The sequence below is a fragment of the Solibacillus sp. FSL K6-1781 genome, from assembly GCF_038630735.1.
GTDB classification, from domain to species: Bacteria; Bacillota; Bacilli; order Bacillales_A; family Planococcaceae; genus Solibacillus; species Solibacillus silvestris.
The window spans coordinates 1450477-1477051 of the sequence record NZ_CP152038.1 but is presented as its reverse complement, the minus strand read 5'-3'; the positions used below and the strand labels follow the sequence as shown (position 1 = coordinate 1477051).

Genomic DNA, 26575 nt, shown 5'->3' with positions numbered 1-26575 from the left:
ATCACTCAGCTTAAAGGTTTCGGAACCATCGTGAGGCAGTTCAGTATATTAGAACTTTTGTGAATGATATTAGAAGAGTTGGATACTATTTTAGAACTTTCATATCGTTTATTAGAAGATCAATCGCTCATATTAGAACAAACGTTCCTTTTATTAGAAACTCCGTGTTATATTAGAACTTTTCGCTCTATATTAGCACATCCTGCAAGTTTATTAGAAAATGCCACCTCACCAAAACAGCAAAAAACGGCTGCTCAATTTCAATCATTGAGCGCCGTTTTAAAATTAGAAAATCAGGCTAATTAAGAAGTAGAATAATGCGGCCATTAATGCGGAAATTGGCAATGTGATAAACCACGTGATTACAATTTTACGCGCCATTCCCCATTTAACACCTTTCACACGTTGAGCTGCACCAACACCCATAATTGCAGAAGAAATTACATGTGTTGTCGAAACTGGTAATGCGATGACTGTTGCACCAAAAATAATTGATGCAGAAGTTAAGTCAGCCGCTACCCCGTTAACCGGACGGATTTTCATAATTTTACCGCCGACTGTTTTAATGATTTTATATCCGCCTACTGACGTTCCTAGACCCATCGCCAGTGCGCAGGCAAAACGTACCCAATCCTGAACTTCATCAGTCGATTGCCAGTTTGCTGCGATTAAAGCCATTGTAATAATACCCATCGCTTTTTGAGCATCGTTCGTACCATGTGTAAACGATTGTAACGCCGCCGTACCGATTTGCGTTAATCGGAATGCTTTCGTTGTCCCATATAATGGTGAACGGTGGAAAATAAATTTGAATAGTTTCATGACGATAAAACCAAGAGTCAATGCTAAAATCGGCGAAATAATTAACGCCTGTAAAATTTTAAAGAAGCCTTCATAGTTTAAAATATTCATACCTGCAGAGGCAACTGCTGCACCAGCAATTGAGCCGATCAGTGTATGGGAAGAACTTGATGGAATACCGAAATACCAAGTTAATAAGTTCCATGTGATGGCAGAACATAATGCTGCCAATATTACTACAGACCCTGTTGTATCCCCTTCAAATGCGTTTAAAGAGAACGGGTCCACAATTCCAGATGCTACAGCTTTTGCTACACCTACGAACGTCATCGCACCTACGAAGTTCATCACTGCCGCTAACAGAACAGCTACACGAGGTTTTAATGCACGTGTCGATACAGATGTGGCGATTGCATTCGCTGTATCATGGAAACCGTTAATAAAGTCGAATGCCAGCGCAAAGATGACAACGAGTACGGTAATGATTAATAACGTATCCATAATTTACTCCTTTTTCATTATGCATTTCGCATAATAATTGATTCGATTGTATTCGCTACATTTTGGCAGTAGTCTGCAATTTCTTCTAACTGCTCATATAAATCTTTAAAGATAATTAAGCGAATTGGATCTTTCTCAATCTGGAATAGTTCAGTAATGGATTTACGGAAAATTTCATCACATTCACGCTCATAGTCCTTTATCAGGATGGCATGTTGACGCATACCGATTAAGTCTTTTTTATTTAATAATTCCATCGCCTTTACAGCTTCATCTGATGATTTAGCGATATAGTCTACGAAGTCGCGCATATACTGATTTACTTCTGTAAATGAGTACATTTCAAAGTGGGCAATTGTATTTTCGATGCCATCCAGAATATCATCCAATTTAATGGCTAATGATAAAATATCTTCACGCTCAATAGGTGTCATAAACGAATCGTTTAATTTAACGATTAATTCATGGATCAGCTTGTCTCCCGCTGTTTCATATGATTTCATTTTAATCTGAATTTGTTTCAGTTCTGATACTGTAGTAATTGTCGATTCTTTTGCATAGTTGGCACCTTGTTGTACATTTTTTGCAATATTTAATAATCCTTCAAAAAATGGATCTGGTTTTTTTGAGTTGAACATCGAATAAAATCCTCCTAAAATGAAGTTTGTAAATTAAAACCTAGGTTATCATAACACCGATTTTTCAATATCTTCAACATTAATTTATGTTATTTACAAAAGCTTTACAATTGTGAAACATAACTTTTTTAACATATCCGGTTAATTTTAGTCGATATTTAATGAAATATTCTGAAACTAACCGAAATTTATTAATATAGTGCCTTTTTCCGGCACTTTCGACAGCATTGCTAATAAAATTTTACTTTTATTCTTCAGTACCCAATTTTATGTCATGTTAATTGTAAAGCTAATGTAAATTTTAAGTTTCATAAAAGTTATTTTTTCACCCTCAATTTTCATTAAAAAAAGCCTAGTAAGTTTCTACTTACTAGACGATGATCCTATTTCCTTATTTGTTTAGGACAGAAGATACGATATGAGCTGCGTCCCATTCACCTAAAGACAGTTTTGTAATCGGATACTTTTTACTGAAAAGCTGTGCTGTAATTTCAGAAGTGGTCAAGCCTTCTTCGTTCATCATTTCTATTTTATAACTTAGCTCTTTTAAGTAATGAAGTTTTCGCATTAAAGCATCTCTTCCGTTTTCGATATATCCCGCATGATTACAATACACTTCAAGAAAATCATACGTTAATACTTTCTCCAGCGATCGGATAATTTGAGGAATACTTTCTTCACGCAGGACGACTTTTGTTTTCGGTGTCACATACAGATCACCTGTAAAGAGTTGACCTGTTGATTCATTCAAATAGGCAACATGGTCTTCTGTATGTCCGGGAGTTTCAATTACTTTCCAATTCGTCGTTCTAGATGAAAAAGAATCTCCGACAGGCTGTGCAAGAAACGGCAGCCTTGCCCCCCATAAAAGCTTACGATATAAAGGATAGCTTGCCTTCTTCCCGCATTCTTCTATGTTGAGCGGATGCATAAATATCGGCAATTTATATGCTTTTTGTAAAAAATGAGCGCCTCCGGAGTGATCTTCATGATAATGAGTCAACATAATCCGGTCAACGTCCATCTGTTCAAAAAAGGGCTTAAACTGCTTAAGAAGCGATGCAGAACCTGTATCAATTAGGATACCGTCCACTTCAAAACAATGTACATTTAAATAAACCGCTTGAAACTGGACAGATCCATTGATCATTTTCACACCGTTCTTTTCGCTCAGCTCTATTTTTTTCTTAAATAACACATTTCTCACTCCTTTGACCGTTATTTTTCTACAATACCACTTTATCATAAATATTGGAAATTAGACCCAACTCTTTGTTAAATTTTTGTACGACAAAAAGCCGTTATGTAAAACTTGTTTACATAACGGCCTGTTAAGCAGTGTCAACTTTTTTCGACAGAGTGATGATGTACCCAATCACTATAGCCTGCCATATAAATTTTTATATTTTGATAGCCTGCTTCCTTTAATACTGTATATACCGGCGTAGCAGTAACACCTGACCCGCAGTACACAACTACTTCCTCATCTTTTGGAACTTCCTTGAGGAGAGAAGACGTAATTACCAATTCAGAGCCATTACGCAACTGTTCCCAATCATAGTTTTTTGCTGTCGGGATATGTCCTGCCACTTTATCAAACGGCTCTGTTTCACCACGGTAACGCTCCGGTGCGCGGGCATCAATTAATGTCGCTTTTCGCTTGCCTTCAATAATATGCATAATATCCTGACGTTTTAATAAAATATCATCATTCCACTGTATATCAAGCTTACTTTCCTTAAATACAGGTACTTCTGTCGTTACAGGGAATCCTGCTTCCTTCAGTGCTTCAAAACCGCCATTTACGACATAGGCATGTTTGAAGCCTGCATAATGCAATATCCACCAGGCGCGTGTTGCATTTGCTGCCGCCCCTTGATCGTAAATATAGATGGCATCATTGTAATTTAAACCGTGCTTTTCAAACAAAGCCTGAAGCTGCTCCTTCTCAGGAAGCGGATGTCGGCCTTCTTGTTTCGATAAATCCGACAGATCGGTATTTAAATCCCAGTATACCGCCCCTTCAATATGGCCCTCTTCATACATCTTTCTGCCTGACTGTACATTGCTCATATCAAATCTTGTATCGATCAACCGACCTGTTCTTTCCATTCGATTTGCGGTCACAAAAATATTCGTCATTAAAAAGATCCTCCTTACGCTTGTAGTTGCGCGTAAATATCCTTCCAAACAGCTAAGCGACTTTCTTCCTGAAGTAATAAACGTTCTGTCTCAATCTGCTCGACTGCCTGTTCAAGCATATGCTGGCGCAATCCTTCTGCTTCAATGGCGATATGGCTTGCTGCCCACTCCATTATTTTAGCTTTTTCCACATCTAGATAGTTTTGCGCATTTGGTTTTGTTAGTTGCTCCAACGCATCACGCAATTGCTCTTTTTCATTCTTTTCAAAGAATGCTTTTACATTTTTAAAGTGGGATTTTACCCCTTCATATGGTGCTGGATCTGAAAATGGACCTGTAAAATCCAAAATTTCAGGTTCTTTTGATTCATAGCTTAAAAACGCGAAGCTTGGGTTTAGTTCTTTTAATTCACGCGATTCCTCTTTGAACAGTTCTTTCATTTTCTTCTCGACAAATTGTGCTAAACGGAAATTCGTTACCCGCAACTCCTGAGCGAAGTCGAAGCTTAACGCCTTCAGCACTTCTTTTAATGCTGTTTGCAATGCTTGCTGTGCCTGCATTTGCGCAAAAGTGGACGGATTGTAGCTTTCACGGTAGAAGTCCGGATAGCGGTAGTACACACGTTGCAGTACGTAATATAACAGTTCATCCAGTTCTTGCTTTGTCTCACTTTCAATCATCGCTGTTTGGGTTGTCTGGAATTTGGAACGTACTAGCTTTTCCAAATGAGCCAATTCTTCAAGTCGTTCATCTTTACGTTTCAAGTTTTCTTCTGTTTGTGTAATTAAATCATTCAGGCGTGCTTCTGTTTTATCCACTTCTTCCTGTAATGCCTGAACCGCAATACCCATCAGTTCGTCATTTAGGAAGTGGTGGAATGCATCTTCAAATGGTGCCATACCCGACTGATGTTCGAACTGCTCCTGCTTTTCTTTTAACGCCAGTAAACTCGATACTCCGTAAAGTCTCGGGAAACGGATACCGAAGCGTTGAAGTTCTGAACGAACATAGCCTTTTACTTCTTCCTCTTCTTCCATTGTCGAAGCTAAGTCAATGGCATTCACGATAAAGAACATTTTATCCAGTTCAAACGCATCTTTAACCCGACCTAATTGGATCAAGAACTCACGGTCCGCTTTTGCAAATGCATGGTTGTAGTATGTTATGAAAAGAATGGCATCGGCATTTCGAATGTAATCGAACGCTACACCTGTATGGCGTGCGTTGATCGAGTCTGCACCTGGTGTATCTACTAACGTTACACCCATACGCGTAAGTGGTGAATCAAAGTAGAAATCAATATTGTCTACGAAACAAGAACGGTTTTCCTGGGCCACGTATTTTTCAAAATCATGACGATTAACCCGTAATGTCGTTCCAAGTTTTGTAATGAATGTTTCATAACCTTCCGAATAAGCACGGATAAAGGATTTATGAACATTCAGGCGTTCATCTGTTAATGGAACAGCCAATCCTTCTTCTGCACGATCATACGCTTCTTTTAAAGATGATACTTGGATGCCAATTGCTGCATATGAGCCTTGAATATCTTCAAGTAGTTGTGCTTCATTTTTCAGATGAACATCTGCTGTTTCGTGCGGATGTTCCGGTGTGACAGGACGAATTTTATTTATTGCCGCTGTCGTCGGGTTTGGTGATACAGGTAATACACGCTCTCCCATCAAAGCATTCGAAAAGCTTGATTTACCCGCACTGAATGCACCGAATAAGGCAATCGTAAAGTCACGTTTTTGCAGACGTTCCACTTTTTTTGTCAAGAAGCTCGATACTTCTTTAAAGCCTTGTACATCTTTAATAATATGCGCTGTTTTCAATGCTTTTTCCGTTACCGTGTCAACATTTAATCCTGTTCCCGCTTTTTCCTCTGTTTGTTCAGCAGCAATTTCTGTTTCCTGATTTTTTAACTGCAGCATCGATTCATCAAAGGGACGAATATCTTTCAATGCCTGCTCATGTTCACGCTTCCAATTTTCCAAATAAATTTTGGATTCTGCGCGAATTTCATTGGAAACTTGTTTCATTAATGTGTTGTTGAACACCTGGAATTTCTCGATTTGCATAATATGCTGAAGCGCATTCACTTTTTCGGACATTGCATTAATTTTCAGTTTAACAGGCGCTGCCGCTTCACGCGCTACTTGCTCCAATGTTTCTTTTTGTTCAAGTTTCCATGCATCTGTTGTTTGGACAAAGTATCGTTTTGTCGCCTCAGAAACTCGATTCGCAAAGTTTAGTACCGCATCTCCTGTAATAACCGCGCTTTTTTGAACTTGTTCCTCAATAATCGAGAACGGGAAATTAAATTCCTTCTTATCAATACTTGCTGCCCGTTCGTCATTCAATGCACCGACATCTTTTAACGCTTGCTTCATCAATGCTTTAATATGACCTGTAATTTGTGATTGGACAACATGGTTAAAGCCTGCATATGCATCTTCCTGACGACGTGCTTTCTCTTCCGCTGTTTTCTTTTTCGCAGTAAACAGTCCGCCTACTTTAAAGTCATCTTGTTGACTTTCTAAATAGGCACGCAGTTTATCACGGACATCCGCCGGCATAATTGCAGCATTTGCAAGCAAGTCTTTACGTTTTTCATCAAACTGCATATCAAATACATCAAACGAGAAAAGTTCTGTTTGACGCGTCAGTTTTTCATATTGCTCTAAAATATCATCACGGTGCTGCCAGTCATCTTCAGAAACGAGTTCAGCATATGTTGTGAAGCGGTCTTGCTTCTCCTCTTCCAAATACGCTTCATGCTCGTGCTGCAGCTTTTTCAGTGTATTTTCTGCTGTTAAAATCAGCTGTTCCTGCCAGTCATTCATCGAATCCATAACGATTTTTTTCACTTGATCAAAATCATTGTTCGGAAGCTCTTTTTCACGTAATGATGTGAAGAAAATATTTTTCGGGTAAACACCCCATGCCGCAAATGAGTTATGAACTGATTGCTTGAAATCTTCAAACGAAAGTTCCGCTTCACGGTGCTTGTCAATTTGATTGACGATTAAATACACATTCGGATTGTATTTCATCAACTGTTTTGTAAATTGGAAGTTCAGCTCAGATTGCACATGATTGTAGTCCATTGTGTAGAACACCATATCGGCAATATGCAAGGCAGACTCCGTACTCATCGCATGTGCATCGTCCGTTGAATCAACACCCGGAGTATCCATAACAGTTACCCCTTCAGGCAAGCTTGAAGTACTATGTCCGATTTCAATTTGTGATACCAATTCGCCGTTTTTGCTCAATTCTTTTACTTGCTTAATATCATAGCCCGCTTCAAACTTTACCGGCTTTTCATTATGCAAATAAAGAATCGCAAAATCTTCATCCGATTTGTGCACTTTAACAATGTTCGCACTTGTCGGAATTGGGCTTGTCGCTAAAATGTTTTCCCCCGACAGCGCATTGATCATACTCGATTTACCCGCGGAAAAGTGACCGGCAAAACCGATGACAAATTCCTTTTGTAAAAGCTTTCGTGCAAACAGATGGAGCTTTTCAATTCGTTCTGTATCTTCATTTTCTTTATAAATTATGTATTGTAATGCCGATTGCTGTAACAATCCCTGAATTTTCTCGTCAAACATCGTCATATTACGACCCCTTTATATCAATTTATATCTTTTTGCCTTAAATTCGTCACATTTCTATAGTACCATGCCCAGTCAATAAAATCGGCTAGTATTTTTTTAAAATTATTGTTTTCTGCATATTTTCGTTAAATATTGACTTTTCCTTAATTGAATTGCTATTTCGGAATAACCAGGTTATTATACTCAATTAAACGCATCATCATGTCCGTTTTATTAAAAATCACAAAAACTCATCATTACCCAACATAATATCAGTATAATGAGAAAATAAAAAGATTGGAGCAGCAAATGGGGGACTTATTTAAACAATTGAGAAGTAGGAGATGACGAAGCAATGAGAGGTTTATCCTTTGAGATACCGAACCGGCATGGCCGATATTTATATGAAATTTTAGAAGCTATCGACATAAGGGATTACTTTTGGAAATCAGAAGCCGAAGAAGCATATTATATTGAAAATAATCAGTTGGATGAAGCCATGTTCCCGCAGCCTTATACATATATCGGTGAAGAACTGTATAACCGAATTTCCGTAAAAGACTATTATGTACTATTTGCAGACTTAAAAGCATTTAAAGATAAATTACATGTGCAGGACATTGCTACATATGAAGAGTTCCTTAATTGCCAGTGTGAAATCGTTCTTTTAATTGTTGATAGTGCCTATGTAACGATCTATGTAAAAGATCAACATGTAACTGAACGGATTTACAGAAAAGCGGTTCAGAATAGATACGAAAATATAGCGTACATTACGGATGAGAATGACCTTCGTACAACATTGACCTCATTTTAAATAAATATGTGAAGCAATAATTTCTATTGTTTCACTATGCCCCCCCCTTTCCTCAATTATCTATTAAACTATTTCGTATAAAACTCGTTAAAGGAATAATTTTAATAGAATTTCTTAAGTGGCTCATATAAATATCAACCGGATAAATAGTCCCGATCGGACCTATATCCATTACCCTTAATAAATCCGCCTCAATTTCCTCTGAAATTAAACTTTCAGGCAATAGCCCGATACCTAAACCTTCCTTAATCAATTTTATAGCAAAAATAACATCCTTTATTTTGTTGAATTTCTTTATATCGTATTCATTATTTAACCATTCAACTACCGGGGTATGTTCATTTAAATAATCTATATAAAGCGGATGCTCATTAAAAAGCGCTTTAAGCTGTAAATCCAACTGCTTTTCCACGAGCTGTAATTTAGAAGAATATACCAGTCTTAATGGAGAACGGTCAATACGCTCCGAATGAAATTCTTTAGAAATGAATTTGTGTAAACCAAGTGCTACATCTATTTGTTGTCCTTTTATTGCACTTTCTAACTGTACCTGATCTTCCATTACAATTTCTACAATGTATTGTTGATGTAATTCAATAAAATCATGGATTCGATTTAATAGATTCGTATACAGTAAGGCGGGTGAAACTGAAATTATTAATGGAAAAGTCGGATTTAGTGATTCAAGGTGAATTTCTTTTGTACTCGCTTCTATTTGAGCCACAAGTTTTTTGGCCATAGGATAATATTTTTCGCCAATTGCAGATACCTTAACCTTTGTATGTTCCCGGCGAAACAATTGAACCCGTAAATGCTCCTCCAATAACTTCATATGTACAGTGATACTTGGCTGAGAAATATACAGTCTTTCTGCTGCTGCTCGAAAGCTCCCTTCTTCGACAACTGCTATAAATGTTTTTAGCCACTTTATATCCATGTTCATCACCCTCTTATTAAGATTATTAATCAATTACATTAAAATTCATTAATTCCGTTAATTGTAAGTCTATTATACACTGTAGGTAATACACGAAATGAGGTGTTTCAAATGGAAAAACTAGTCGCCGCTTTCAGACGTTTCGCCAGCCATGAAGCAAAAAACAATAGTCCGCTTTACGAATATTGGTGTAAAAGGATTATGACAAATGAGCAACTATTAAATCTCATTATGCATATTCCGGAGACACAGCCAAAGCCTAATTTATTTTTTGGGTCTGTGCAGTATTTATCAGCACAAAAAGAAACCCCTTTGAAACAAATATTCGAAAGTCCTTTCGAAGTGGATTTGGAAGCAAGCTTTCAATTACTCATCGATTTCTGTTTACAACATTCGGATGAACTGTTGCAGTTGTTTCATACAAAATCCGTTCAAACAAATGAAGTACAGCGGGCCAGCTATCTTTTCCCGATTTTCTCTGAAATTGCCGAAGAAGCGAAACTCCCGTTAACATTATTGGAAATCGGTACAAGTGCAGGACTTTTGCTTAATTTAGACGGGTATCGGTATGAAATTGAACAAGAACCGCCGATCTCATTTGGTAATGAAAATAGCCCTCTCACTCTTTTTGCTAAAAACTACGGCACTTCTATAACTTCTGTAAAAAACTTGGACATCTTACACCGCATTGGAATCGATTTAAATATTATAGATTTACAAGATTCCGAAAAACATTTATGGCTGAAAAGTTTAATTTGGCCTGAACAAATTATACGGAAAGAAAATTTAGAGAAAGCAAGGGCGATTCAACGGCAATATTCAAAGCTTTTACTAACTGGTGATTTCAGAGAACTTATTCCCCCTTTATTTGATACTCATGAATTTAAAGGTAGCCAGGTTATTATTTTCCACACACATGTGGCAAATCAGTTTCCCGCAAAATTAAAAACGGAATTGCTGACAATGCTGCAGCAACTAAGCCATATTCAAAGCATTTATCACATTTATAACAATATGGATGATGCTGATTTACATGTGGATTACATTGCCGGTGGTGTAATTCAAACCGTCAAATCACTAAAAGATACAGACGGGCATGGGAAGTTTTTCAGCTGGAATTAAAACCTTAAATAGTAATCATTACGATTACCATTGACAAGCAAGGGTCAACTATATAATATTATAAATCGTAACAGTTACTATTTAGGAGGTAAGTTATGAAAAGGAAATTAAATTGGTTAAGTATGTTAGCATTTAGCTTCATGCTGGTAGGTTGTGCAGAAAATTCCGACGAAAAGGAGAATACGGCTTCTATTGAAGTAAAGGGAGAAGCTGTAAAAGAACATGAAAATCAACAAGAACACGAGCATGACCATGAACATCAGCATGAATCCGACGAGGAACAAAAAGAAATTTACAACGGCTATTTCGAAGATGAACAAGTACAAGATCGTCCATTAAGCGATTGGGCCGGTGACTGGCAATCGGTCTATCCTTATTTGCAGGATGGCACATTAGACGAAGTATTTGAACATAAGGCTTCCCAGGATGGCAGCGAAAGCTTTGAGGAGTTTAAAAATTATTATGAAATAGGCTATAAAACAACTACCGACCGTATTGTAATAGAAGATAATTTTGTTACATTTTATGATCACGGTCACGCCCACAAAGGAGAATACAAATATCATGGATTTGAAATTTTAACGTATGAAAAAGGTAATCGCGGAGTCCGGTTTATTTTTAAACATGTGGGAGATGAAAAAGGAGTACCTGCTTATATTCAGTTCAGTGACCATATTATTGCGCCTCAAAAATCGGGGCATTACCACATTTACTGGGGTGATGACCGTGAAGCCTTATTAAAGGAAGTAACAAATTGGCCAACCTATTACCCTTCACATATGAATGGCCATGAGATTGCACACGAGATGATAGCCCACTAATATAGTTCATTAGAAATCAGCACAAAAACAACCATTTGCCCTTTGAGGAAATGGTTGTTTTAAAATTTTTCTATTTTTCTAAATAAAGATGAAGAGTGCCATCCAGTTCTAATACACTTTCCGGCTCCGGTAACTGCGCTTTTACTGTCTCGCCTTCACCATGTACTTCGATCTGATAAGGATATTCCAACTCCATAATTTCATTAACTGGTACACCTACTAAATCAGGTACGCGCTCTGTAATTTCATCACCCCAGCGATATTGCTTTTCTAATTGGCCTTCCCGATCTTTTTCTATTCCCAAAATAGGTGCAATATCTTCAATAATCTGTCCAACAATCGGCGCTACAATTGTACTGCCGAATACCAATTCCCCTTTTGGACTATCAACCGCCACATATACGACAACTTCCGGATCATTTGCTGGTGCGAAACCAATAAATGATACAATATAGTCCCCATCTTTATAACGTCCATTTTCGACTTTTTGAGCAGTACCCGTCTTCCCTCCGATTCGAAGTCCATCCCGGTATGCAGCTCTCCCTGACCCATTTGCTACAACAGATTCCAGCGCATCTCTTACTATTTTGGAAGTCTCCTCACTGACCACATTACGTTTTAAATTCGGTTTATTTTCGATAACCACTTCTCCACTTTCCGGATTATAGACTTTTGAAACAACATACGGTGTAAACAGTTTTCCACCATTTACCGCAGCAGCAACTGCTTGAACTTGTTGAATTGGTGTCACCGAAATACCTTGCCCAAAAGAAGTGGTGGCATGTTCAACTGGTCCAAATGCCTCTTCAGAAAATAAAATACCAGACGCTTCTCCGGCAATATTAGAACCTGTTGTTTTACCGAACCCAAAATTCTTGATGTACTTCATTAACTTGTCAGCACCTACTCGTTGCCCAAGCTCGATAAATCCTGGATTACAGGAATTTTCCACGACTTGTAGAAACGTTTCCTCTCCATGACCATCGCGTTTCCAACAGCGAAGTCTCACACCTTCCACCATTGTGTAACCTTTATCAAAATAAGTATCCTTTTCCAGATCCACTACATTTTCTTCAACAGCGGCACTCAATGTTATAATCTTAAAAGTTGACCCTGGCTCATAAGTCATCCATACCGGCAAATTTCGATTGTAAATGGATGATTCTACTTCTTCAAACTTTGATGGATCGTATGTAGGATATGAAGAAAGTGCTAAAATTTCACCAGTTTTGGGATTCATCGCAATAGCTAGTGCCTGTTCCGCATTATATTTTGTCATAGCTTGTGACAGTTCCCGTTCTATTACTTTCTGAACTTCTAAATCAATTGTTAAACCTACCGTTGCTCCTTGCTTCCCTTCCCGCCATTCATCATTCACATGGGGTAATGCCTTCCCTTTTGCATCCGTAAATAACTTGATCGCTGCATCTTTTGAAGTTAATAGTTTATCATATTGATATTCAATTCCTGCAAGTCCTTGTGAATCATATCCAGTAAATCCGACTAGTCGGGATAACAAGTTACCGTACGGATAACTCCTGTCATAATCTACACCACTATAGAGTCCGTCAATTTTCAATTCCTGAATTTTAACCGCCTGTTCGTATGAAATATTTTTCGCTTCTGGTGCAAGTTTGACCAGGTAACTTTTAGAATTCATTTTTTCGTATAATCTTTTTGCATCCAAATTAAGCACATCTGCAATTTGATTGGCAGCTTCTTCGATATTATCATTCTGTGTTGGCATGAAATACAATGTTGGAGCCAATTCGTTTGTAACAATAACTTCACCGTTACGGTCCGTAATTTCTCCCCGTTCTGAAGTAAACGGAATTTCCCGATCCCAATTCGTTTTTGCAAGTTCTGTTAGTTTATCATGCTGAATAACCTGCACATAAAACAGTCTTATAAAAACGATAACGCCGAAAAGTATAAAAGCCGCAAAGATTAACCTCAATCTATTTTTAGAAATAGTTGAAATCCACTTCAAAAAATCACCTCAATATTCACGTTATGAATAAAAGCGAATTTCTATTCAAGCAACAATAAGTGAAACCGTTACTTAGAAAAATTTAAAATACTCATCTTTCTATTTATCTATATATAATTTACAATAGATATATCTTATAAAATACATATATATGATAGTTTATAACTATAATAAAGCGAGGCGTTCTTAATGGAATTACGACAGTTAGAGTATTTTTTAATGTTATGTGAAGAGATGCAATTCACAAGAGCAGCTGAACGGCTTAATATTGCACAGCCAACTTTAAGTCAACAAATTAAAGTGCTCGAAAATGAAGTAAATACCCCATTGTTTCACCGGATCGGCAAGAAAATTACCCTTACGGAAGCTGGTCAGATCCTTTACCGCCAAGCACAAACAATCTTTCAAACATTGCATACGACGAAAATGCAAATGCAGCAATTGGCTTCACTTGAAAAAGGGATTCTTCGTATTGGCGCATTGCCCGGTGAATTGACCAATATTGTGTCAGATTTAGTATTAAAGTTCATGCATAAATTTCCGCATATACAAGTAACCGTTACTTCCGGTGAAGATATTCATACATTATTGAAGAACAATAAAATCGATATCGGCTTTTCGTTTTCACCACTGATTGAAAACTACGATGAGCAGTTTGTGGAAATCCCTTTATACACTGAACAGTTCTGTTATGTAGAAAGCAAAGACAGCGCTGCACAACATGAACCCGTACAATTGCGTGACATTCTAAACGAACCACTTGTTTTGTTTCCAAATGCCCACCTGTGCCGGCGAATTTTAAATGCTGCGGCTAAATCGGACAAGTTAACGATTGAGCCGAAGTTTGAAACATCGAGCATTCCCGCTATTTTTCAATTTGTCGAGCAAGGTCTTGGTGGAACGATTGTAGCCAAAACATTGTTTGACCTTCACGTGTCGGATAAACTGCAAGCTCATATCATTCAGCATCCTTTACTGGAAAGAGAAACATTGCTGATCTATCAAAAGGAGCGCCTGCAATCACCTGCTTTTAAAGCATTTCTTGATTTATTGGAACCTGCGCTGGCAAATTATCAGTTATCTTTTTCCGCCAATTCATTATGAGGGGCTATTCGGTAGTCCCTTTTGTCTTTTATTAAGAGCGGAGGGGCGGCTGTAGTTGGGCGGTTTTCTAATATATTTGGAAATCTTCTAATATATTTTTATTTGTTCTAATAAAATGCCGATTTTCTAATATATCAACCGATTCTTCTAATAAGTGGTCGGAATGTTCTAATATCACCTTGGGATTTTCTAAAATCTCTCCAACTTTTTCTAATAACCGCTATTTTGTTCTAATAAAATCCCATGCCAAGTACTTTTCTATCGCACCCGCCGTCAAAAATAGTGGTCGGCACGCTTTTTTCTAATCCATATGGTAGATTTTCTAATATCCCTCCGACTTTTTCTAATAAACATCCCTATTGTTCTAATAAAAAACCAAAGCCAACTAATCCCCCGCTCCTCCCTAACCGAATAAAAAAAAGCAGCACCTCAAAAATCGAGATGCTGCCCCACAGTCTTAAAATTATTTTTTCTTAATTGTAATTGTCCAAGAAGCTTCGCCTAACTGCTCGTAGTTTGTCACTTCATGACCGTCTTCTGCCGCCCAGCGTGGAATTGATTCCGTGCCTTGAGTACAGTCGAATTGTACTTCCAGCTCATCGCCTGTGTTTAACTCTTTAATTGCTTCTTTTGCTTCGATTAACGGAAACGGACAAACCATTCCTAAAACTTCTAATGTTTTTTTCATATTAATTCTCTCCTTAAGCACGCGCTACTGCACGTTTTTTTGATGGACGCACAAATACGAAGTACGATGCTGTCCATGTCCCCAAAATCATGAATACTAAAGCGACCCAACCTGACCAAGTCATCATAGCTGTCATAACAAGACCGTTCCCGATTGAACAGCCGCCTGCAAGACTTGCGCCGAATCCCATTAAAATACCGCCGCCAGAGCTTCGTACAACTGTTTTTGTATCTGGTGTACGTAAACGGAATTCACCGCTCATTTTAGCAGCGAAGTAAGAACCGAATAAAATACCCATTACAAGGAATACACCCCAGTTAATGATGTCTAAATCCCCAGTTACTAAAAATTGCAGAATGTTCGCTGAAGGTGTTGTAATCCCTAAACCGAAAATACGTCCTGATGCGGCACTTAACGGCCATGCCAATGTCGCGATCAAACCGATTAAAATTGCTGTCACATACGGATTCCAGCGTTTTTCAAATAAAATATGTGCCAAGCCCGTTTTCTTTGGTTTCAAGCCTGGAATTTTCACACGTGGTTTGCGCAATTCACGGTAAACAATAAATGCTACCAATGCAACAAACGGAATGACTAAAAACCAGACATTAATGCCAAATGTATCGGCAATTGAATCTGTACCTACTACCGGTGTACGTGCTTCAACTGTAAATTGTGCTAATGGACCTGACTTCATAATAGCTGCCATTAACATGTAAAATGCTAAGGCGATCCAGCTTCCGATTAAGCCTTCACCCGCACGATACCAAGTACCTGTTGCACAGCCACCAGCTAAAATAATCCCAATACCGAAAATAAAGGCACCGGCAATCGTTGCCCATAATGGGAACTGGCCTGCTGTATATTCAAACGCCCCTGCCTCAATCAGTAGGAAAACACCTACCGCTTGAACTGCAATGGCTACTAGTAACGCATAAAACATACGATTATCTTTTGCGATGTACATATCCCTGAAACCGCCTGTTAAACAGAAGCGTCCACGTTGCATCACAAAACCTAAAAGAGCACCACAAAGGATACCCGTAATTGCCATTTGCAACAAAATAATTCCTCCTATTTATAAAACCAAGTTTATCAATAGGGATATAATATAATATAATACTACTATAATACAAGTATTTTGATTGATATTAAGATAATCGTATAGTTTTAGTCGGTTTTCTTGTTTAAAGGACAAAAATGAACGATTTTTATTAAAGGATATTCAACAACAATCACTTCTATTATAAAGTTCCTTTTCCTGAAATCATGAGTAACGGCTTCGTTAATCGTTCATACTAGCCCGAACTTTTTCAGGAATCATTACAACTTTTGTTGTTAAATCAACCGAACCAAAACTTTCATCGATACATTCATCCCAGTATTCCAGGTGTTTTTTATCGATCCAATGTGCGGAATCTTCTACATCCAATCCACCGTTTCCTTGCACAGAATACCAGTATAAATATTCTTCACCATTCAAATGTTCATGAAAAATTGTTTCCACAAACATCTTTTCCCCCTCCAGTGTTAAGAGTACATCTTCCATATGATTGTTTAAAAAATCAAGCCATTCCATAACTTTGGAAGTTTTCCCTTCTTTCACACGATATCGTGTCAACTCCACCTTCATCTCGTGCCCCCCTATTTTTTCACCCAATACTCCGAACCATCGTCATTGCGCTCCATAAAGCCGTACTCAATTAGATGACGGCGCAGCGATACAAAATCATCATGAACAGTCTTTAAAATTTCATTTACCTCTTTTTCATGGTAGTGTTTACCCTCTTCAAAACGCTTTAAAATATGTTGCAGGATAATAAGCTTTTTCTTTTCCTTACTTGGAATTGTTTCAATCCCGGCGTCCAATCCGTTTTTAAAATAGGTAGTCAGCACTTTTTCACGTTCCTTTTGTTCAATACTGTAACGTTCGTCCACTTGCCTCGCTCCTTTATGAATCTGATAATGTTCAGGGTTTTTCATTAACTGCATAAGTGCAACAAAAATTTTCGAATGTTTTTCCTTTTCGCGAAGTTTAAACCGATGCTGGCGAACTGTTGATACACTTGAAACATTGCTATCATTTACAATTTCCTGATCTGTTTTACCTTCGAAAAAATGCTGCATCATTTCAATTTGAACATCTGACAACCCGCTTACTTTTTTATCTAAAGCAAGCAAAGCGTGAAATGGTGAAATATGTGCGCGCTCAATATGCTTTTTAAGCATGCCTTCCGCTGTTAGAAAACGTTCGTCATAAGGAAAAACTTCATCCAAATGATAGGATTCTTCACAAAACAAACATTGATATCGTTCCTGTTTCATTTCATATCCTTTTATAAGTGCTTCTGTTGAAATATTTTGAATTTCCAAAAATATCACCTCTGTAACATTTATAATATATGTTATTGTATTTGTAAACGTTTTTATTTTTTGTTTATTAAATATAACTAATCCACCTTTATCATTTTCTTCGCGGAAAAATCGAATTTATTGTATCCTTGAAGCAAATTGGCTTTACTTCAAGACAGGTTTTTCGGAGGTCAATGCACTCTGGAGTTATTTGTTACAGGAATAAAGAGGGTTGAATTTCCAATCAATCTATGCCATACTACTAGTAATTTACTGGAAAGGAAGTTGAATGGCTGATGGATAAATAATTCTATTTTACACGTAAAATGTATACGCATTTTCACATAAAATAGGATTAGTCTGCCCATTTATACTTCCTTTAGCGAACTTAAAGGCTTATTTACGTATGAATACTAATCCTTCTGACTTTTTCAGAAGGATTTTTTATATATTGATATCTTTGTGAATGCGTATACTTTCAATTCAACATTTGGGGGTATGCATATATGCCGATAGAAATGAAAAACGTATCGTTCAGCTATGACTTGCTGGATGAACCATTATTTAACAACATTAACATAACGATCGATAATTTCTGGAAACTCGGACTAATAGGACGCAATGGTCGTGGAAAAACAACTTTATTGCGGTTACTGCAAAACAAATTACCTTACAGCGGAACGGTTACGAGCGACGAAGAATTTCAATATTTTCCCCTTGCCATTCGTAATTCAAAAGTTAGCACGTATTACGCAATTGATGAAGTGATGCCTGTAGAGCTATGGAAGCTAGAGCGGGAATGTCGGCTTTTGTCGCTTGATCAATCGTTGTTATGGGCGCCCTTTGAGCAATTATCAGGCGGTGAACAAACGAAAGTAATGCTTGCGGCCGTCTTTTGTGGAGAAAACCGTTTTTTGCTGCTCGATGAACCGACGAATCACCTGGATACGAAAGGCCGATCCATTGTGGCAAACTATTTGAAAAAGAAAAAAGGCTTTATTGTCGTCAGTCATGACCGGCATTTTATTAATGAAGTAGTGACGCATATTTTAGCGATTGAAAAAAGCCGGCTGAGCCTATACAAAGGGAATTTCTCCATCTATGAACAGGAAAAAAAGCTGCAGGATGAGTTTGAACTCGAGCAAAATCGCTCATTAAATGCTGAAATAAATCGCCTGCAAAAAACTGCGCGGGAAAAATCGAACTGGGCCGCGCAACGCGAAAAACCTTCTGGCAATGATCCATTTGGGAATGCCATTGCAAAGCGCATGAATAAACGGGCAAAGGCGATTGAAAAACGGACACAGGAGAAAATTGAAGATAAAACAAAACTGTTAAAAAATATCGAGACGGTAAGCGATTTGACGATTAACTGTCAATATAAGCATCGGAATCCTGTGCTTCGAATGAAAAACTTTACGTTAAGTTACAGTGACCAACCGCTGTTCTATCCTATTTCCTTTGAACTATTCCAAGGAGAGCAAGTTGCTATTGTCGGACCGAACGGCAGCGGGAAAACATCACTTGTTCAATTTTTACAAGGAGCATTTTCCGGTACCGCTAATGGTGAAATACTGATGCCGCAAGGGTTGAGCACAAGTATAATTCGCCAAAATTATGAGGATAACCGGGGGATATTAAAGGATTTTGCTTCGGATCATGAAATCGACTACACCTTATTTTTGAACCATTTACGTATTTTCGGATTTAACCGTGATGTTTTTCAGGTGCCTATTGAAAAGATGAGTATGGGTCAGCAAAAGAAAGTCGAATTTTCAAGGTCGCTCGGACTCGAAGCTGAATTTTATATTTGGGACGAACCGCTCAACTATTTGGACGTCTTTAACCAGCAACAAATCGAGAAAATGATCGCTCACTTTAAACCGACTTTATTATTCGTGGAGCATGATGCAACATTCGTAAAAAATACAGCAACGAAAGTTATTGAGCTCATCCCTTATCATTAAATTAAGAAAGGAACATTCCTTCATCTATTATGATGGAATGTTCCTTTTTGTACTATAAACAAAACAAATCATATTCCTTTGACAGATGCATCAGAAACTCGATGCCCGCCACACTATTGCCGACTTGATCAATTGCGGGTCCATAGATGCCGATTCCAATTGGCCCTTGCAGCTGTTCAATTTCTCCATTACGCACAACGGCAATAATTGCACCGGATACTCCGCTTTTGGCTGGTAATCCAATGAATGCCGCAAATTTTCCGGACGCATTGTACATTCCGCATGTAATCATTAATGCTTTCGCAATATTAATGACTCCCTTATTGCAAATAGCTTCACTTTCTTTTCCATTCGTCGCAAAATAAAATGCTAATTTCGCTAAATCTAATACATCTACTGAAATCGAGCAAAGCTGTAAATACACTTGAAGCGCTTCTTCCACATCGGATTTCAAAAAACCGTTCGCCTGTAATATATAGGCGATTGCGCGGTTATAATCAGCCGACTGGTATTCCGAAAAATACACTTCATTATTAATATGCACTTTCTTTCCGATAATTTGTTCTAAAAAAGTCGTCACAGATTTCACTTTTTCGAACATTGTCTCACCTGGAAGTAACGAGGCAATTGTTATTGCCCCTGCATTAATCATCGGATTGAATGGCTTATTATTATGGCTCTCCAAGCGGACGATCGAATTAAATGAATCTCCTGTCGGCTCCACATCAACATAGTGCATGATTTCCTCTATACCGTGATAATTAGCAGCAACCATAAAACTGATTACTTTCACGACACTTTGAAGCGTAAAAGTTTCTGTACAATCCCCTAATTCGATTTCATGTTCTGCACTTAGTAAACTTACAGCAAATAAATCACCATTTGCTGCAGCAAGCGCCGGTATATAAGATGCGACCTGACCATTAGCTGTCCTTTGCTTTGCCTGTTCATAAATCATTTGTAATTTATTCATTGGACACTAGTTGCTGTAACTAGCTGCTCACCTCCCCATTTTCTATCATATACGCTATATTTATTATTTCCTTTTTTCCATTCGAATATATTGTATAATTTTAACATATACCGAAAACTATAAATTAGCAAAGATAGGTGATTGTATGTTTCAACCATTGCAACGAGGAGATAAAATCGGTATTTTTTCATCTTCTGTCCCGGCAACCTCTACCGCAAAATTACGCTACGATCGCGGTAAAGAATTTTTACAGGCAAAAGGATTTCATATTATAGAGGGAAATCTAACAGGTAAACAAGATGGTTATCGGTCAGGTACGCCAAAAGAACGAGCTGAAGAATTCAATCAACTACTAAGAGATCCTACGATTAATATGATCATGTCTTCAATCGGTGGGACAAATTCAAATAGCCTGCTCCCCTATATCGATTACGAAGCGTTTAAAAATAATCCGAAAATTGTGATCGGATACTCTGATACTACTGCAATTCTATTGGCCCTTTTCGCAAAAACAAATATACCTACATATTATGGCCCTGCACTCATCCCGTCATTTGGCGAATTTGAGCCGCTTGTCCATGAAACTTACAATTATTTCAAACACTATTTTTGTCAACCAAGCGTTCCGTATACGATTCCAATGTCACCTGTCTGGTCAGATGAAATGATAAACTGGCTAACTTATGAGAAGCCAAAAACACTCTATTCAAATAAATGGATTAGCATTCATGAAGGTGTTGTCGAAGGACGACTAATTGGCGGCAATAATAATACAATGTATGGCTTCATCGGGACACCTTATTTTCCTGTTATTAAAAACGGCGATATTTTATTGATTGAGGATTCTTTAAAGAGTGCGTCAACTGTAGAAAAGAATTTGGCCATGTTGAAACTGCACGGGATCTTTGACAAAGTTGGAGGTATAATCCTTGGGAAACATGAGCTCTTTGATGATGAAGGAACCGGTAAACAGCCGCTTGATCTGTTATTGGAACAGTTGGATGGAAAAATAATTCCTATACTTGCCGATGTCGACTGTGCCCATACCCATCCGATGTTTCCTTTAGCAATCGGCAAAAAAATATGTCTCGATACAATCACTCAAACGATTACCTGTATTGAACATTGGCTTTAGTAAATTAACGCAACCTATTTTGTGTATGAAACGTTTATTGTAAAAATAACCAATGGAAGTGGGAGAATTTCAATGAGCTATATAATGAATCTACGCAAAAAAATTGGCACTACACCTATTATTATGGTGGGTGCCTGCGTGATTATTTTAAATGAACAAAGGCAATTACTAATGCAGCTTCGTAAGGATAATGGATGCTGGGGACTTGCAGGTGGATCAATGGAATTAGGTGAAACATTGGAAGAAGTCGCTATACGAGAAATGTACGAGGAAACTGGACTTACAGCACATAGTCTACAACAGTTTGGTATATTTTCCGGCAAAGAATTATACTATCAATATCCACATGGAGATGAAGTATATATAGTTGCAACAACATATATTTGTGATGATTATTCCGGTACATTACGTTTTGATTCTGATGAAGCAATAGATTTAAAATTTTTCCCCTTCAGTGCTCTGCCTGAAAAAATCAGCCCTCCCGATCAAATAGTTATCCAAAAGTATTTGGAAACTATTAATTGAACTAAATGATTTAGCTTCCACATAAAAATCGCATTGTCCACGTGACAATGCGATGAATAATTTTCAATATTTACTTTCTAATTCGCTACATTTTTTAATACATAGTTTCCAATTGCTACATAAACGATTACTGTTGCCCCAATAAAAGTATACAACATTTTAAACACCGCCCTATTTACTGATAATAATTATCATTTTCATTATATATGCTCTGAAATTGTCTGTCAATACAGTCTCTTTTAAATTTGTTCTATACATATACCGAAGCCTCATGTTAATATGAATTAAAAGTCTAGGAAGGAGAAATAAATATTGAGTAATTCGACGCATATTCAAACCATTTTAAACGGGACAATAAATTCACTAAAAACTATATTACCTATGATTATAGATGTAAAATCTCCTTCCATCATAAATGAACCGTATGAACAACTTGAGATGGGTGTGCTAATAGGATTAGTTGGTGATATTAAAGGACGCATTATCATTGATGGTACACCGGAAAAATTTAGTTCACTCGGCTCTGCAATGTTCGGAATGCCTTTGGAAGGTGCTATGCTGGAATCTTTTACAGGGGAACTTGGTAATATGATTGCCGGTAATTTATGTACATACACGGTCCAACATGATTTGGAGCTTGATATTACGCCACCTACCGTGATGGTTGGACATACGAAATTATATGGCTTTAAGCAAGCATTTAAAATACCCGCAACAATAGAAGGTATTGGAGAGATCATTATCCTTTATACAATCGATGATGAGGAAGAGTAATTTAGAGGCCTATCCACTCAAAATAGTGGATAGGTTTTTTTAAATAAACAACACAAACAGAATAAGATTTGCCATAAGTATTTTTCTTATATACAAATTCCAATTTGGCTCATGTTTTTTTATGATAATGTGTAAATATTCAGCAGCGGTCAGAAAAATAGTAATTATAATTAACAGCGTCAGCAAATGATTTACACCAAGCCAATCAATCATTTGATTGATACAGAAAAATGTAAGTCCTAAACAGCTTAAATTAATGAGCAAAGAATTTTTTTGTTTCATGTTGCTCTTTTTTATTTTATAGGATTCATAAAAGAGTATTAATAATAAGACTGTCAACGTCCCGATTTTCCAAGGCGGAAATTCGTTTTTCCCCATATATATATGCATCCAGTAGGACCCAAATTGTTCATGATTTTCTTCCGGTAATTTGATTTGCATCATTGTATTCGGAATAACAAAAAATGAGTTCGCACCGTCATTAATTTCTTTTAAATATACGCTTTCTCCATTTTCCAATTGAAATAAATAATGTGTTGAATCTTGATAGTTTGTTAAATCCCCGGTAAAAGGTGATACTTCATTATTTTTAAATAATCGCTCAAATTCATTTAATATAGCCTGATCAGTGGTAGATAATTTATCGCTATAGAAGGGGGAAGTTAAATTATACATACGGTCAGGACGTTTACTATATATGTAGTAAGCTTTCGTAACTTGCCCAAGCTCGAAGTTTGGTTGCTGTTGTGACTGAATAGATTTTGAAGACCCACCAATTGTTTGGGAAAATACAAATAATAATAGTGCAAATAGCACAAGTGTTACACTATACGAAAACTTTTGCTTTTTCATGTAATTTTTACATCGCTTATTCAAAATTAAAATTTGGCTTTTCTTTGTTTCTTCATCAAGGATTTTTCTTTCTAATGTTTTCAGCTTTGAATCAAGCATCTCTCTCCCCTCCTAGCAGCTCATTCATTTTTTTCATCCCGCGATCTGTCGCATTTTTTACTTTGGCTTCCGTCCATCCTAATATTTGAGCACTTTCCTTAATCGAAAATTGTTCAATTTTACGTAATACGATTGCTTCACGATAATGGTGAGGTAGCTTTCCTAATGCTTCATAAAGTTCATATTGTTCATTTTTTACTTGCAGCCACTGTTCGGGTGAATATGTATAATCAATTTGCTCATGCTCATTTAGAAATGGGATAAACTTTAGTAGTCTTTTTCGGCGAAAATGGTCATACACGAGATTGCGCGCAATTTTTGATAGCCATGTTTTTTCGCTTGATTGACCACGAAATCGAGATTGGCTGTTTATCGCTTTTAGAAAGGTTTCCTGTGTTAAATCTTTTGACAGCTCATCATCGCCAACTAAAAAATAAATAAACTGATAAATACTTTCACTATATGTGACATACATACGTTCAATCGGCAATTCGCTCCCACCTCCTTAATCATATAGACGGTTCAATTTTCAGTTTGACTCACTTTATTTTAACAGAAACCCAATTTCCTATTTTAGATGAAAAACAGACATGAAATTTATAAATTTAGACAGCGCAAACTTTTTAGAAATCTTTACAGAATATTAGCATTCCAATCCCTCTTATAAGAAACTTCAAAACCACTAAACAAACAAAAAACCCGTTCGAATAAACGAACGGGTTAAGTAATACTATTGTGGCTCTACTGCCAAAATGTCTACAAAGTTTGGTTTCACTTTTACTTCTTCATTATTTAATAAAATATGAATGTCACCATGGTCATTCGATGTACGAATTAAACGGCCCATTCCTTGTTGAAGTCGAAGCTGCATGAATGGTAACTCCACTTCTTCAAAAGGATTTTGTGCAAATGAACGTTTTGCATCAAACAATGGATCATGCGGCGGGAATGGCAAGTCGAAAATAATAACACGCGTTAACGCTTCTTCCGGTAAATCCAAGCCTTCCCATAAATGATAGGAACATAATGTTTTCACTTCACCGTTTTGGAACTCACGGACGATTGCGGAAAGCTCACGGTCGCCTTCAAATGCGATATTCAATCGCTCCATTAAACCTACATTTGATTTAAAGTGATTCATTGCCTGTTTTGATTTAAATAGAATTAACGTTTGTTTATCATCTTTTAAAAGCTGCTCTACTTTTGCAGTTTTTTCAGATTGAGAAAGTTCATGTAAATAAATTTTCATTACTTCTTCGTAATCAAACGGTGATGGGACACTGAAGCTTTGGTATTGTACGATGCCTAAGCTTGATGCGATATAGCTGAAGTCCTTATTCACCGATAGTGTTGCCGATGAGAACACGATTGGCATTTTTTTCGAGAATAATGTTTCGGAAAGGACATCGGTAATTAGGCGCGGCATAATGACGAGCGTCTCTTCGCCATCCGTGTCCTCCAGCCAATCAACAGCATCACCTTGTGCAACAAAAATACGAATTGCCGCAACATAATGCTCTAAAAATTCTTCTGCCATATTCAGCTCATATTCAGGAATCATATAGAGTTCCGATTCAAAAACGAATTCTTCCAGCAATTGGTCGACATTTGCAATAACCTGTTCGCCCAACTGGATCAATCGCTCTGATTTCACAATACGTTTACGTTCTTCTTCTGACTTAATGACATCTTCACGCAACTGGTCAAAAAACAGTTCATGGTGATCTTGTAAATGTTCCATCGCATATAAAGTACGCTCACGGACACCATCTACCATTAATCGTTCCAATAACTCGACAATCGTATAAGCCTGAACTTTATACGTTAATGCCTTTTGAGCTGCATATTCAAGTAAATGTCCTTCATCAAGCACCATCATTGAAACTTCCGGTAATAACGGCAATTGTCCTTCACGCTCACGTGATTCCTTAGTCGCCAAATGTTCCATTAAGAAATCCTGCGAGCAAATAATAAGGTCCGTCGATTTACGGTAATGGGCACGATGCAATGTTTGACCGCATCGATTACGTAAATCACAAACCGCACATTGCATGATTGAATTGTAGTTTACTTTCTCCCAGTCTTCATCTGTCACTAACGGATAATCCGAGCGCTCCCCGTATGGCTGCACCGCAATCATGCTGCCTTGTGCATACACACCATCCGGAATTGAAAACGCAATATCATCAATCCAATCTTCCGTTTCCGTTTTTTCCGCTTCTTCAAAACGCTTTAAACATAAATATTGGTCACGTGATTTTGCAAGACGGACATCGATATCAAGTCCTAATACATCACGAAGTTTATGAATATCGCCGCCCTCTTTTACGAGCTGGTCGATTAAAGTTTCATCAGCACAGGCAATTAATGCCGGTTTTCCTGTATAACGCGCATATGATACGGCCGGTAATAAGTAGGCAATTGTTTTTCCTGTTCCTACACCAGCTTCCGCAAATAATACATTCTTTTCTTTTAAAGCTTGCTCTATTTGGTAGGCCATGAATATTTGTTCGTCACGGCATTCAAATCCTCGTTCTGGTAGCTCATCATATAATACGTCACCGAGCCAATCACCTAACGAATCAAAGAAAGTTTTTTCTCTTGAAAGTTCAAAAGGTAAAGATTTTCTCAAATGGATGTTCCCCCTCAATATGAGGCGGAAGAAATCTACAATTTCTCCCGCAAATACTAACATTTTACAATTTATATTAAAAAATTCCGTACTCATCATT

At 37.4% G+C, this 26575-nt stretch carries 24 protein-coding genes; 9 read left to right on the top strand and 15 right to left on the bottom strand.

Annotated elements, in window-relative coordinates; translation table 11 throughout:
* The first annotated feature begins 63 nt into the window (after nucleotides 1–63).
* Nucleotides 64–306 (top strand): hypothetical protein, encoded by a 243-nt coding sequence (locus tag MHH37_RS07240; RefSeq protein WP_342575623.1) that lies wholly within the window; start codon nucleotides 64–66, stop codon nucleotides 304–306.
* Here MHH37_RS07240 and MHH37_RS07235 read toward each other — a convergent pair.
* From MHH37_RS07235 to MHH37_RS07215, 5 genes are all read right to left on the bottom strand, one after another.
* Nucleotides 286–1302, bottom strand: a complete 1017-nt coding sequence (locus tag MHH37_RS07235; protein ID WP_008404804.1) for an inorganic phosphate transporter — start codon at nucleotides 1300–1302, stop codon at nucleotides 286–288. The two genes, MHH37_RS07240 and MHH37_RS07235, sit on opposite strands and share 21 nt — an antisense overlap.
* A gap of 17 nt (nucleotides 1303–1319) precedes the next feature.
* On the bottom strand, nucleotides 1320–1940 hold the full coding sequence (locus tag MHH37_RS07230) for a DUF47 family protein (protein WP_008404805.1): 621 nt from the start codon (nucleotides 1938–1940) through the stop codon (nucleotides 1320–1322).
* A 391-nt stretch (nucleotides 1941–2331) separates the two neighbouring features.
* The gene (locus MHH37_RS07225; RefSeq protein WP_342575622.1) at nucleotides 2332–3138 is read right to left on the bottom strand and encodes an MBL fold metallo-hydrolase; all 807 of its coding nucleotides are present in this window, start codon (nucleotides 3136–3138) and stop codon (nucleotides 2332–2334) included.
* Between the two features lie 143 nt (nucleotides 3139–3281).
* A complete protein-coding gene (locus MHH37_RS07220) occupies nucleotides 3282–4082 on the bottom strand; it encodes a sulfurtransferase (RefSeq protein ID WP_342575621.1) in 801 nt (266 codons plus the stop codon).
* Nucleotides 4083–4096: 14 nt separating this feature from the next.
* The gene (locus tag MHH37_RS07215; RefSeq protein ID WP_342575619.1) at nucleotides 4097–7708 is read right to left on the bottom strand and encodes a dynamin family protein; all 3612 of its coding nucleotides are present in this window, start codon (nucleotides 7706–7708) and stop codon (nucleotides 4097–4099) included.
* Nucleotides 7709–8042: 334 nt separating this feature from the next.
* On the opposite strand from MHH37_RS07215, the gene MHH37_RS07210 reads away from it, so the two are divergent.
* The gene (locus MHH37_RS07210) at nucleotides 8043–8504 is read left to right on the top strand and encodes a DUF2691 family protein (protein ID WP_342575618.1); all 462 of its coding nucleotides are present in this window, start codon (nucleotides 8043–8045) and stop codon (nucleotides 8502–8504) included.
* Between the two features lie 52 nt (nucleotides 8505–8556).
* Here MHH37_RS07210 and MHH37_RS07205 read toward each other — a convergent pair whose 3' ends face one another.
* Nucleotides 8557–9441: a LysR family transcriptional regulator gene (locus MHH37_RS07205; protein ID WP_342575616.1), complete on the bottom strand. Its 885-nt coding sequence runs from the start codon at nucleotides 9439–9441 to the stop codon at nucleotides 8557–8559.
* A gap of 111 nt (nucleotides 9442–9552) precedes the next feature.
* On the opposite strand from MHH37_RS07205, the gene MHH37_RS07200 reads away from it, so the two are divergent.
* Nucleotides 9553–10563, top strand: a complete 1011-nt coding sequence (locus MHH37_RS07200) for a DUF2332 domain-containing protein (protein ID WP_342575615.1) — start codon at nucleotides 9553–9555, stop codon at nucleotides 10561–10563.
* A 95-nt stretch (nucleotides 10564–10658) separates the two neighbouring features.
* The gene (locus MHH37_RS07195) at nucleotides 10659–11384 is read left to right on the top strand and encodes a metal-binding protein ZinT (protein WP_342575613.1); all 726 of its coding nucleotides are present in this window, start codon (nucleotides 10659–10661) and stop codon (nucleotides 11382–11384) included.
* Between the two features lie 70 nt (nucleotides 11385–11454).
* Here MHH37_RS07195 and MHH37_RS07190 read toward each other — a convergent pair whose 3' ends face one another.
* Nucleotides 11455–13374 carry a penicillin-binding transpeptidase domain-containing protein gene (locus MHH37_RS07190; RefSeq protein WP_342575611.1) on the bottom strand — a complete coding sequence of 640 codons (1920 nt, stop codon included), beginning with the start codon at nucleotides 13372–13374 and terminating at the stop codon, nucleotides 11455–11457.
* Nucleotides 13375–13563: 189 nt separating this feature from the next.
* Here MHH37_RS07190 and MHH37_RS07185 point away from each other — a divergent pair, with 189 nt between their 5' ends.
* A complete protein-coding gene (locus MHH37_RS07185; protein ID WP_342575609.1) occupies nucleotides 13564–14478 on the top strand; it encodes a LysR family transcriptional regulator in 915 nt (304 codons plus the stop codon).
* A 463-nt stretch (nucleotides 14479–14941) separates the two neighbouring features.
* Here the strand turns inward: MHH37_RS07185 and MHH37_RS07180 are convergent, their stop codons facing one another.
* From MHH37_RS07180 to MHH37_RS07165, 4 genes are all read right to left on the bottom strand, one after another.
* Nucleotides 14942–15166 carry a sulfurtransferase TusA family protein gene (locus tag MHH37_RS07180; RefSeq protein ID WP_008404823.1) on the bottom strand — a complete coding sequence of 75 codons (225 nt, stop codon included), beginning with the start codon at nucleotides 15164–15166 and terminating at the stop codon, nucleotides 14942–14944.
* Between the two features lie 13 nt (nucleotides 15167–15179).
* The gene (locus MHH37_RS07175) at nucleotides 15180–16229 is read right to left on the bottom strand and encodes a YeeE/YedE family protein (RefSeq protein ID WP_342575605.1); all 1050 of its coding nucleotides are present in this window, start codon (nucleotides 16227–16229) and stop codon (nucleotides 15180–15182) included.
* A gap of 222 nt (nucleotides 16230–16451) precedes the next feature.
* Nucleotides 16452–16799, bottom strand: a complete 348-nt coding sequence (locus MHH37_RS07170) for a DUF6176 family protein (protein ID WP_342575603.1) — start codon at nucleotides 16797–16799, stop codon at nucleotides 16452–16454.
* 11 nt (nucleotides 16800–16810) lie between these two features.
* Complete coding sequence (locus MHH37_RS07165) at nucleotides 16811–17548, bottom strand: DUF2087 domain-containing protein (RefSeq protein WP_342575600.1); 738 nt, start codon at nucleotides 17546–17548, stop codon at nucleotides 16811–16813.
* 476 nt (nucleotides 17549–18024) lie between these two features.
* Here MHH37_RS07165 and abc-f point away from each other — a divergent pair, with 476 nt between their 5' ends.
* Nucleotides 18025–19485 carry an ABC-F type ribosomal protection protein gene (gene abc-f, locus MHH37_RS07160; RefSeq protein WP_342575597.1) on the top strand — a complete coding sequence of 487 codons (1461 nt, stop codon included), beginning with the start codon at nucleotides 18025–18027 and terminating at the stop codon, nucleotides 19483–19485.
* A gap of 52 nt (nucleotides 19486–19537) precedes the next feature.
* Here the strand turns inward: abc-f and glsA are convergent, their stop codons facing one another.
* On the bottom strand, nucleotides 19538–20458 hold the full coding sequence (gene glsA / locus MHH37_RS07155) for a glutaminase A (protein ID WP_342575595.1): 921 nt from the start codon (nucleotides 20456–20458) through the stop codon (nucleotides 19538–19540).
* A gap of 145 nt (nucleotides 20459–20603) precedes the next feature.
* On the opposite strand from glsA, the gene MHH37_RS07150 reads away from it, so the two are divergent.
* The 3 genes from MHH37_RS07150 to MHH37_RS07140 all read left to right on the top strand — a co-directional run bounded on the left by MHH37_RS07150 (nucleotide 20604) and on the right by MHH37_RS07140 (nucleotide 22892).
* Nucleotides 20604–21593, top strand: coding sequence for a S66 peptidase family protein (locus tag MHH37_RS07150; protein WP_342575594.1), 990 nt, complete (start codon nucleotides 20604–20606; stop codon nucleotides 21591–21593).
* Nucleotides 21594–21665: 72 nt separating this feature from the next.
* On the top strand, nucleotides 21666–22118 hold the full coding sequence (locus MHH37_RS07145) for an NUDIX hydrolase (RefSeq protein WP_008404837.1): 453 nt from the start codon (nucleotides 21666–21668) through the stop codon (nucleotides 22116–22118).
* A gap of 312 nt (nucleotides 22119–22430) precedes the next feature.
* Nucleotides 22431–22892, top strand: coding sequence for a chemotaxis protein CheX (locus MHH37_RS07140; protein ID WP_342575591.1), 462 nt, complete (start codon nucleotides 22431–22433; stop codon nucleotides 22890–22892).
* Nucleotides 22893–22931: 39 nt separating this feature from the next.
* Here MHH37_RS07140 and MHH37_RS07135 read toward each other — a convergent pair whose 3' ends face one another.
* The 3 genes from MHH37_RS07135 to MHH37_RS07125 form a co-directional block, all read right to left on the bottom strand.
* On the bottom strand, nucleotides 22932–23843 hold the full coding sequence (locus tag MHH37_RS07135; RefSeq protein WP_342575588.1) for a hypothetical protein: 912 nt from the start codon (nucleotides 23841–23843) through the stop codon (nucleotides 22932–22934).
* Nucleotides 23836–24333 carry an RNA polymerase sigma factor gene (locus tag MHH37_RS07130; RefSeq protein ID WP_342575587.1) on the bottom strand — a complete coding sequence of 166 codons (498 nt, stop codon included), beginning with the start codon at nucleotides 24331–24333 and terminating at the stop codon, nucleotides 23836–23838. The genes MHH37_RS07135 and MHH37_RS07130 overlap by 8 nt, the downstream gene beginning before the upstream one ends.
* 240 nt (nucleotides 24334–24573) lie before the next feature.
* The gene (locus MHH37_RS07125) at nucleotides 24574–26475 is read right to left on the bottom strand and encodes an ATP-dependent DNA helicase (RefSeq protein ID WP_342575585.1); all 1902 of its coding nucleotides are present in this window, start codon (nucleotides 26473–26475) and stop codon (nucleotides 24574–24576) included.
* Nucleotides 26476–26575: the final 100 nt, after the last annotated feature.

Excerpts from the sequence above, each read along its gene's own strand:
- MHH37_RS07235 (WP_008404804.1), bottom strand. The coding sequence starts at position 1,302 with ATGGATACGTTATTAATCATTACCGTACTCGTTGTCATCTTTGCGCTG.
- MHH37_RS07200 (WP_342575615.1), top strand. The coding sequence starts at position 9,553 with ATGGAAAAACTAGTCGCCGCTTTCAGACGTTTCGCCAGCCATGAAGCA.
- MHH37_RS07210 (WP_342575618.1), top strand. The coding sequence starts at position 8,043 with ATGAGAGGTTTATCCTTTGAGATACCGAACCGGCATGGCCGATATTTA.
- MHH37_RS07195 (WP_342575613.1), top strand. The coding sequence starts at position 10,659 with ATGAAAAGGAAATTAAATTGGTTAAGTATGTTAGCATTTAGCTTCATG.
- MHH37_RS07220 (WP_342575621.1), bottom strand. The coding sequence starts at position 4,082 with ATGACGAATATTTTTGTGACCGCAAATCGAATGGAAAGAACAGGTCGG.
- MHH37_RS07135 (WP_342575588.1), bottom strand. The coding sequence starts at position 23,843 with ATGCTTGATTCAAAGCTGAAAACATTAGAAAGAAAAATCCTTGATGAA.
- MHH37_RS07240 (WP_342575623.1), top strand. The coding sequence starts at position 64 with ATGATATTAGAAGAGTTGGATACTATTTTAGAACTTTCATATCGTTTA.
- glsA (WP_342575595.1), bottom strand. The coding sequence starts at position 20,458 with ATGAATAAATTACAAATGATTTATGAACAGGCAAAGCAAAGGACAGCT.
- MHH37_RS07185 (WP_342575609.1), top strand. The coding sequence starts at position 13,564 with ATGGAATTACGACAGTTAGAGTATTTTTTAATGTTATGTGAAGAGATG.
- MHH37_RS07230 (WP_008404805.1), bottom strand. The coding sequence starts at position 1,940 with ATGTTCAACTCAAAAAAACCAGATCCATTTTTTGAAGGATTATTAAAT.
- MHH37_RS07205 (WP_342575616.1), bottom strand. The coding sequence starts at position 9,441 with ATGGATATAAAGTGGCTAAAAACATTTATAGCAGTTGTCGAAGAAGGG.
- MHH37_RS07215 (WP_342575619.1), bottom strand. The coding sequence starts at position 7,708 with ATGACGATGTTTGACGAGAAAATTCAGGGATTGTTACAGCAATCGGCA.
- MHH37_RS07180 (WP_008404823.1), bottom strand. The coding sequence starts at position 15,166 with ATGAAAAAAACATTAGAAGTTTTAGGAATGGTTTGTCCGTTTCCGTTA.
- MHH37_RS07145 (WP_008404837.1), top strand. The coding sequence starts at position 21,666 with ATGAGCTATATAATGAATCTACGCAAAAAAATTGGCACTACACCTATT.
- MHH37_RS07170 (WP_342575603.1), bottom strand. The coding sequence starts at position 16,799 with ATGAAGGTGGAGTTGACACGATATCGTGTGAAAGAAGGGAAAACTTCC.
- MHH37_RS07150 (WP_342575594.1), top strand. The coding sequence starts at position 20,604 with ATGTTTCAACCATTGCAACGAGGAGATAAAATCGGTATTTTTTCATCT.
- abc-f (WP_342575597.1), top strand. The coding sequence starts at position 18,025 with ATGCCGATAGAAATGAAAAACGTATCGTTCAGCTATGACTTGCTGGAT.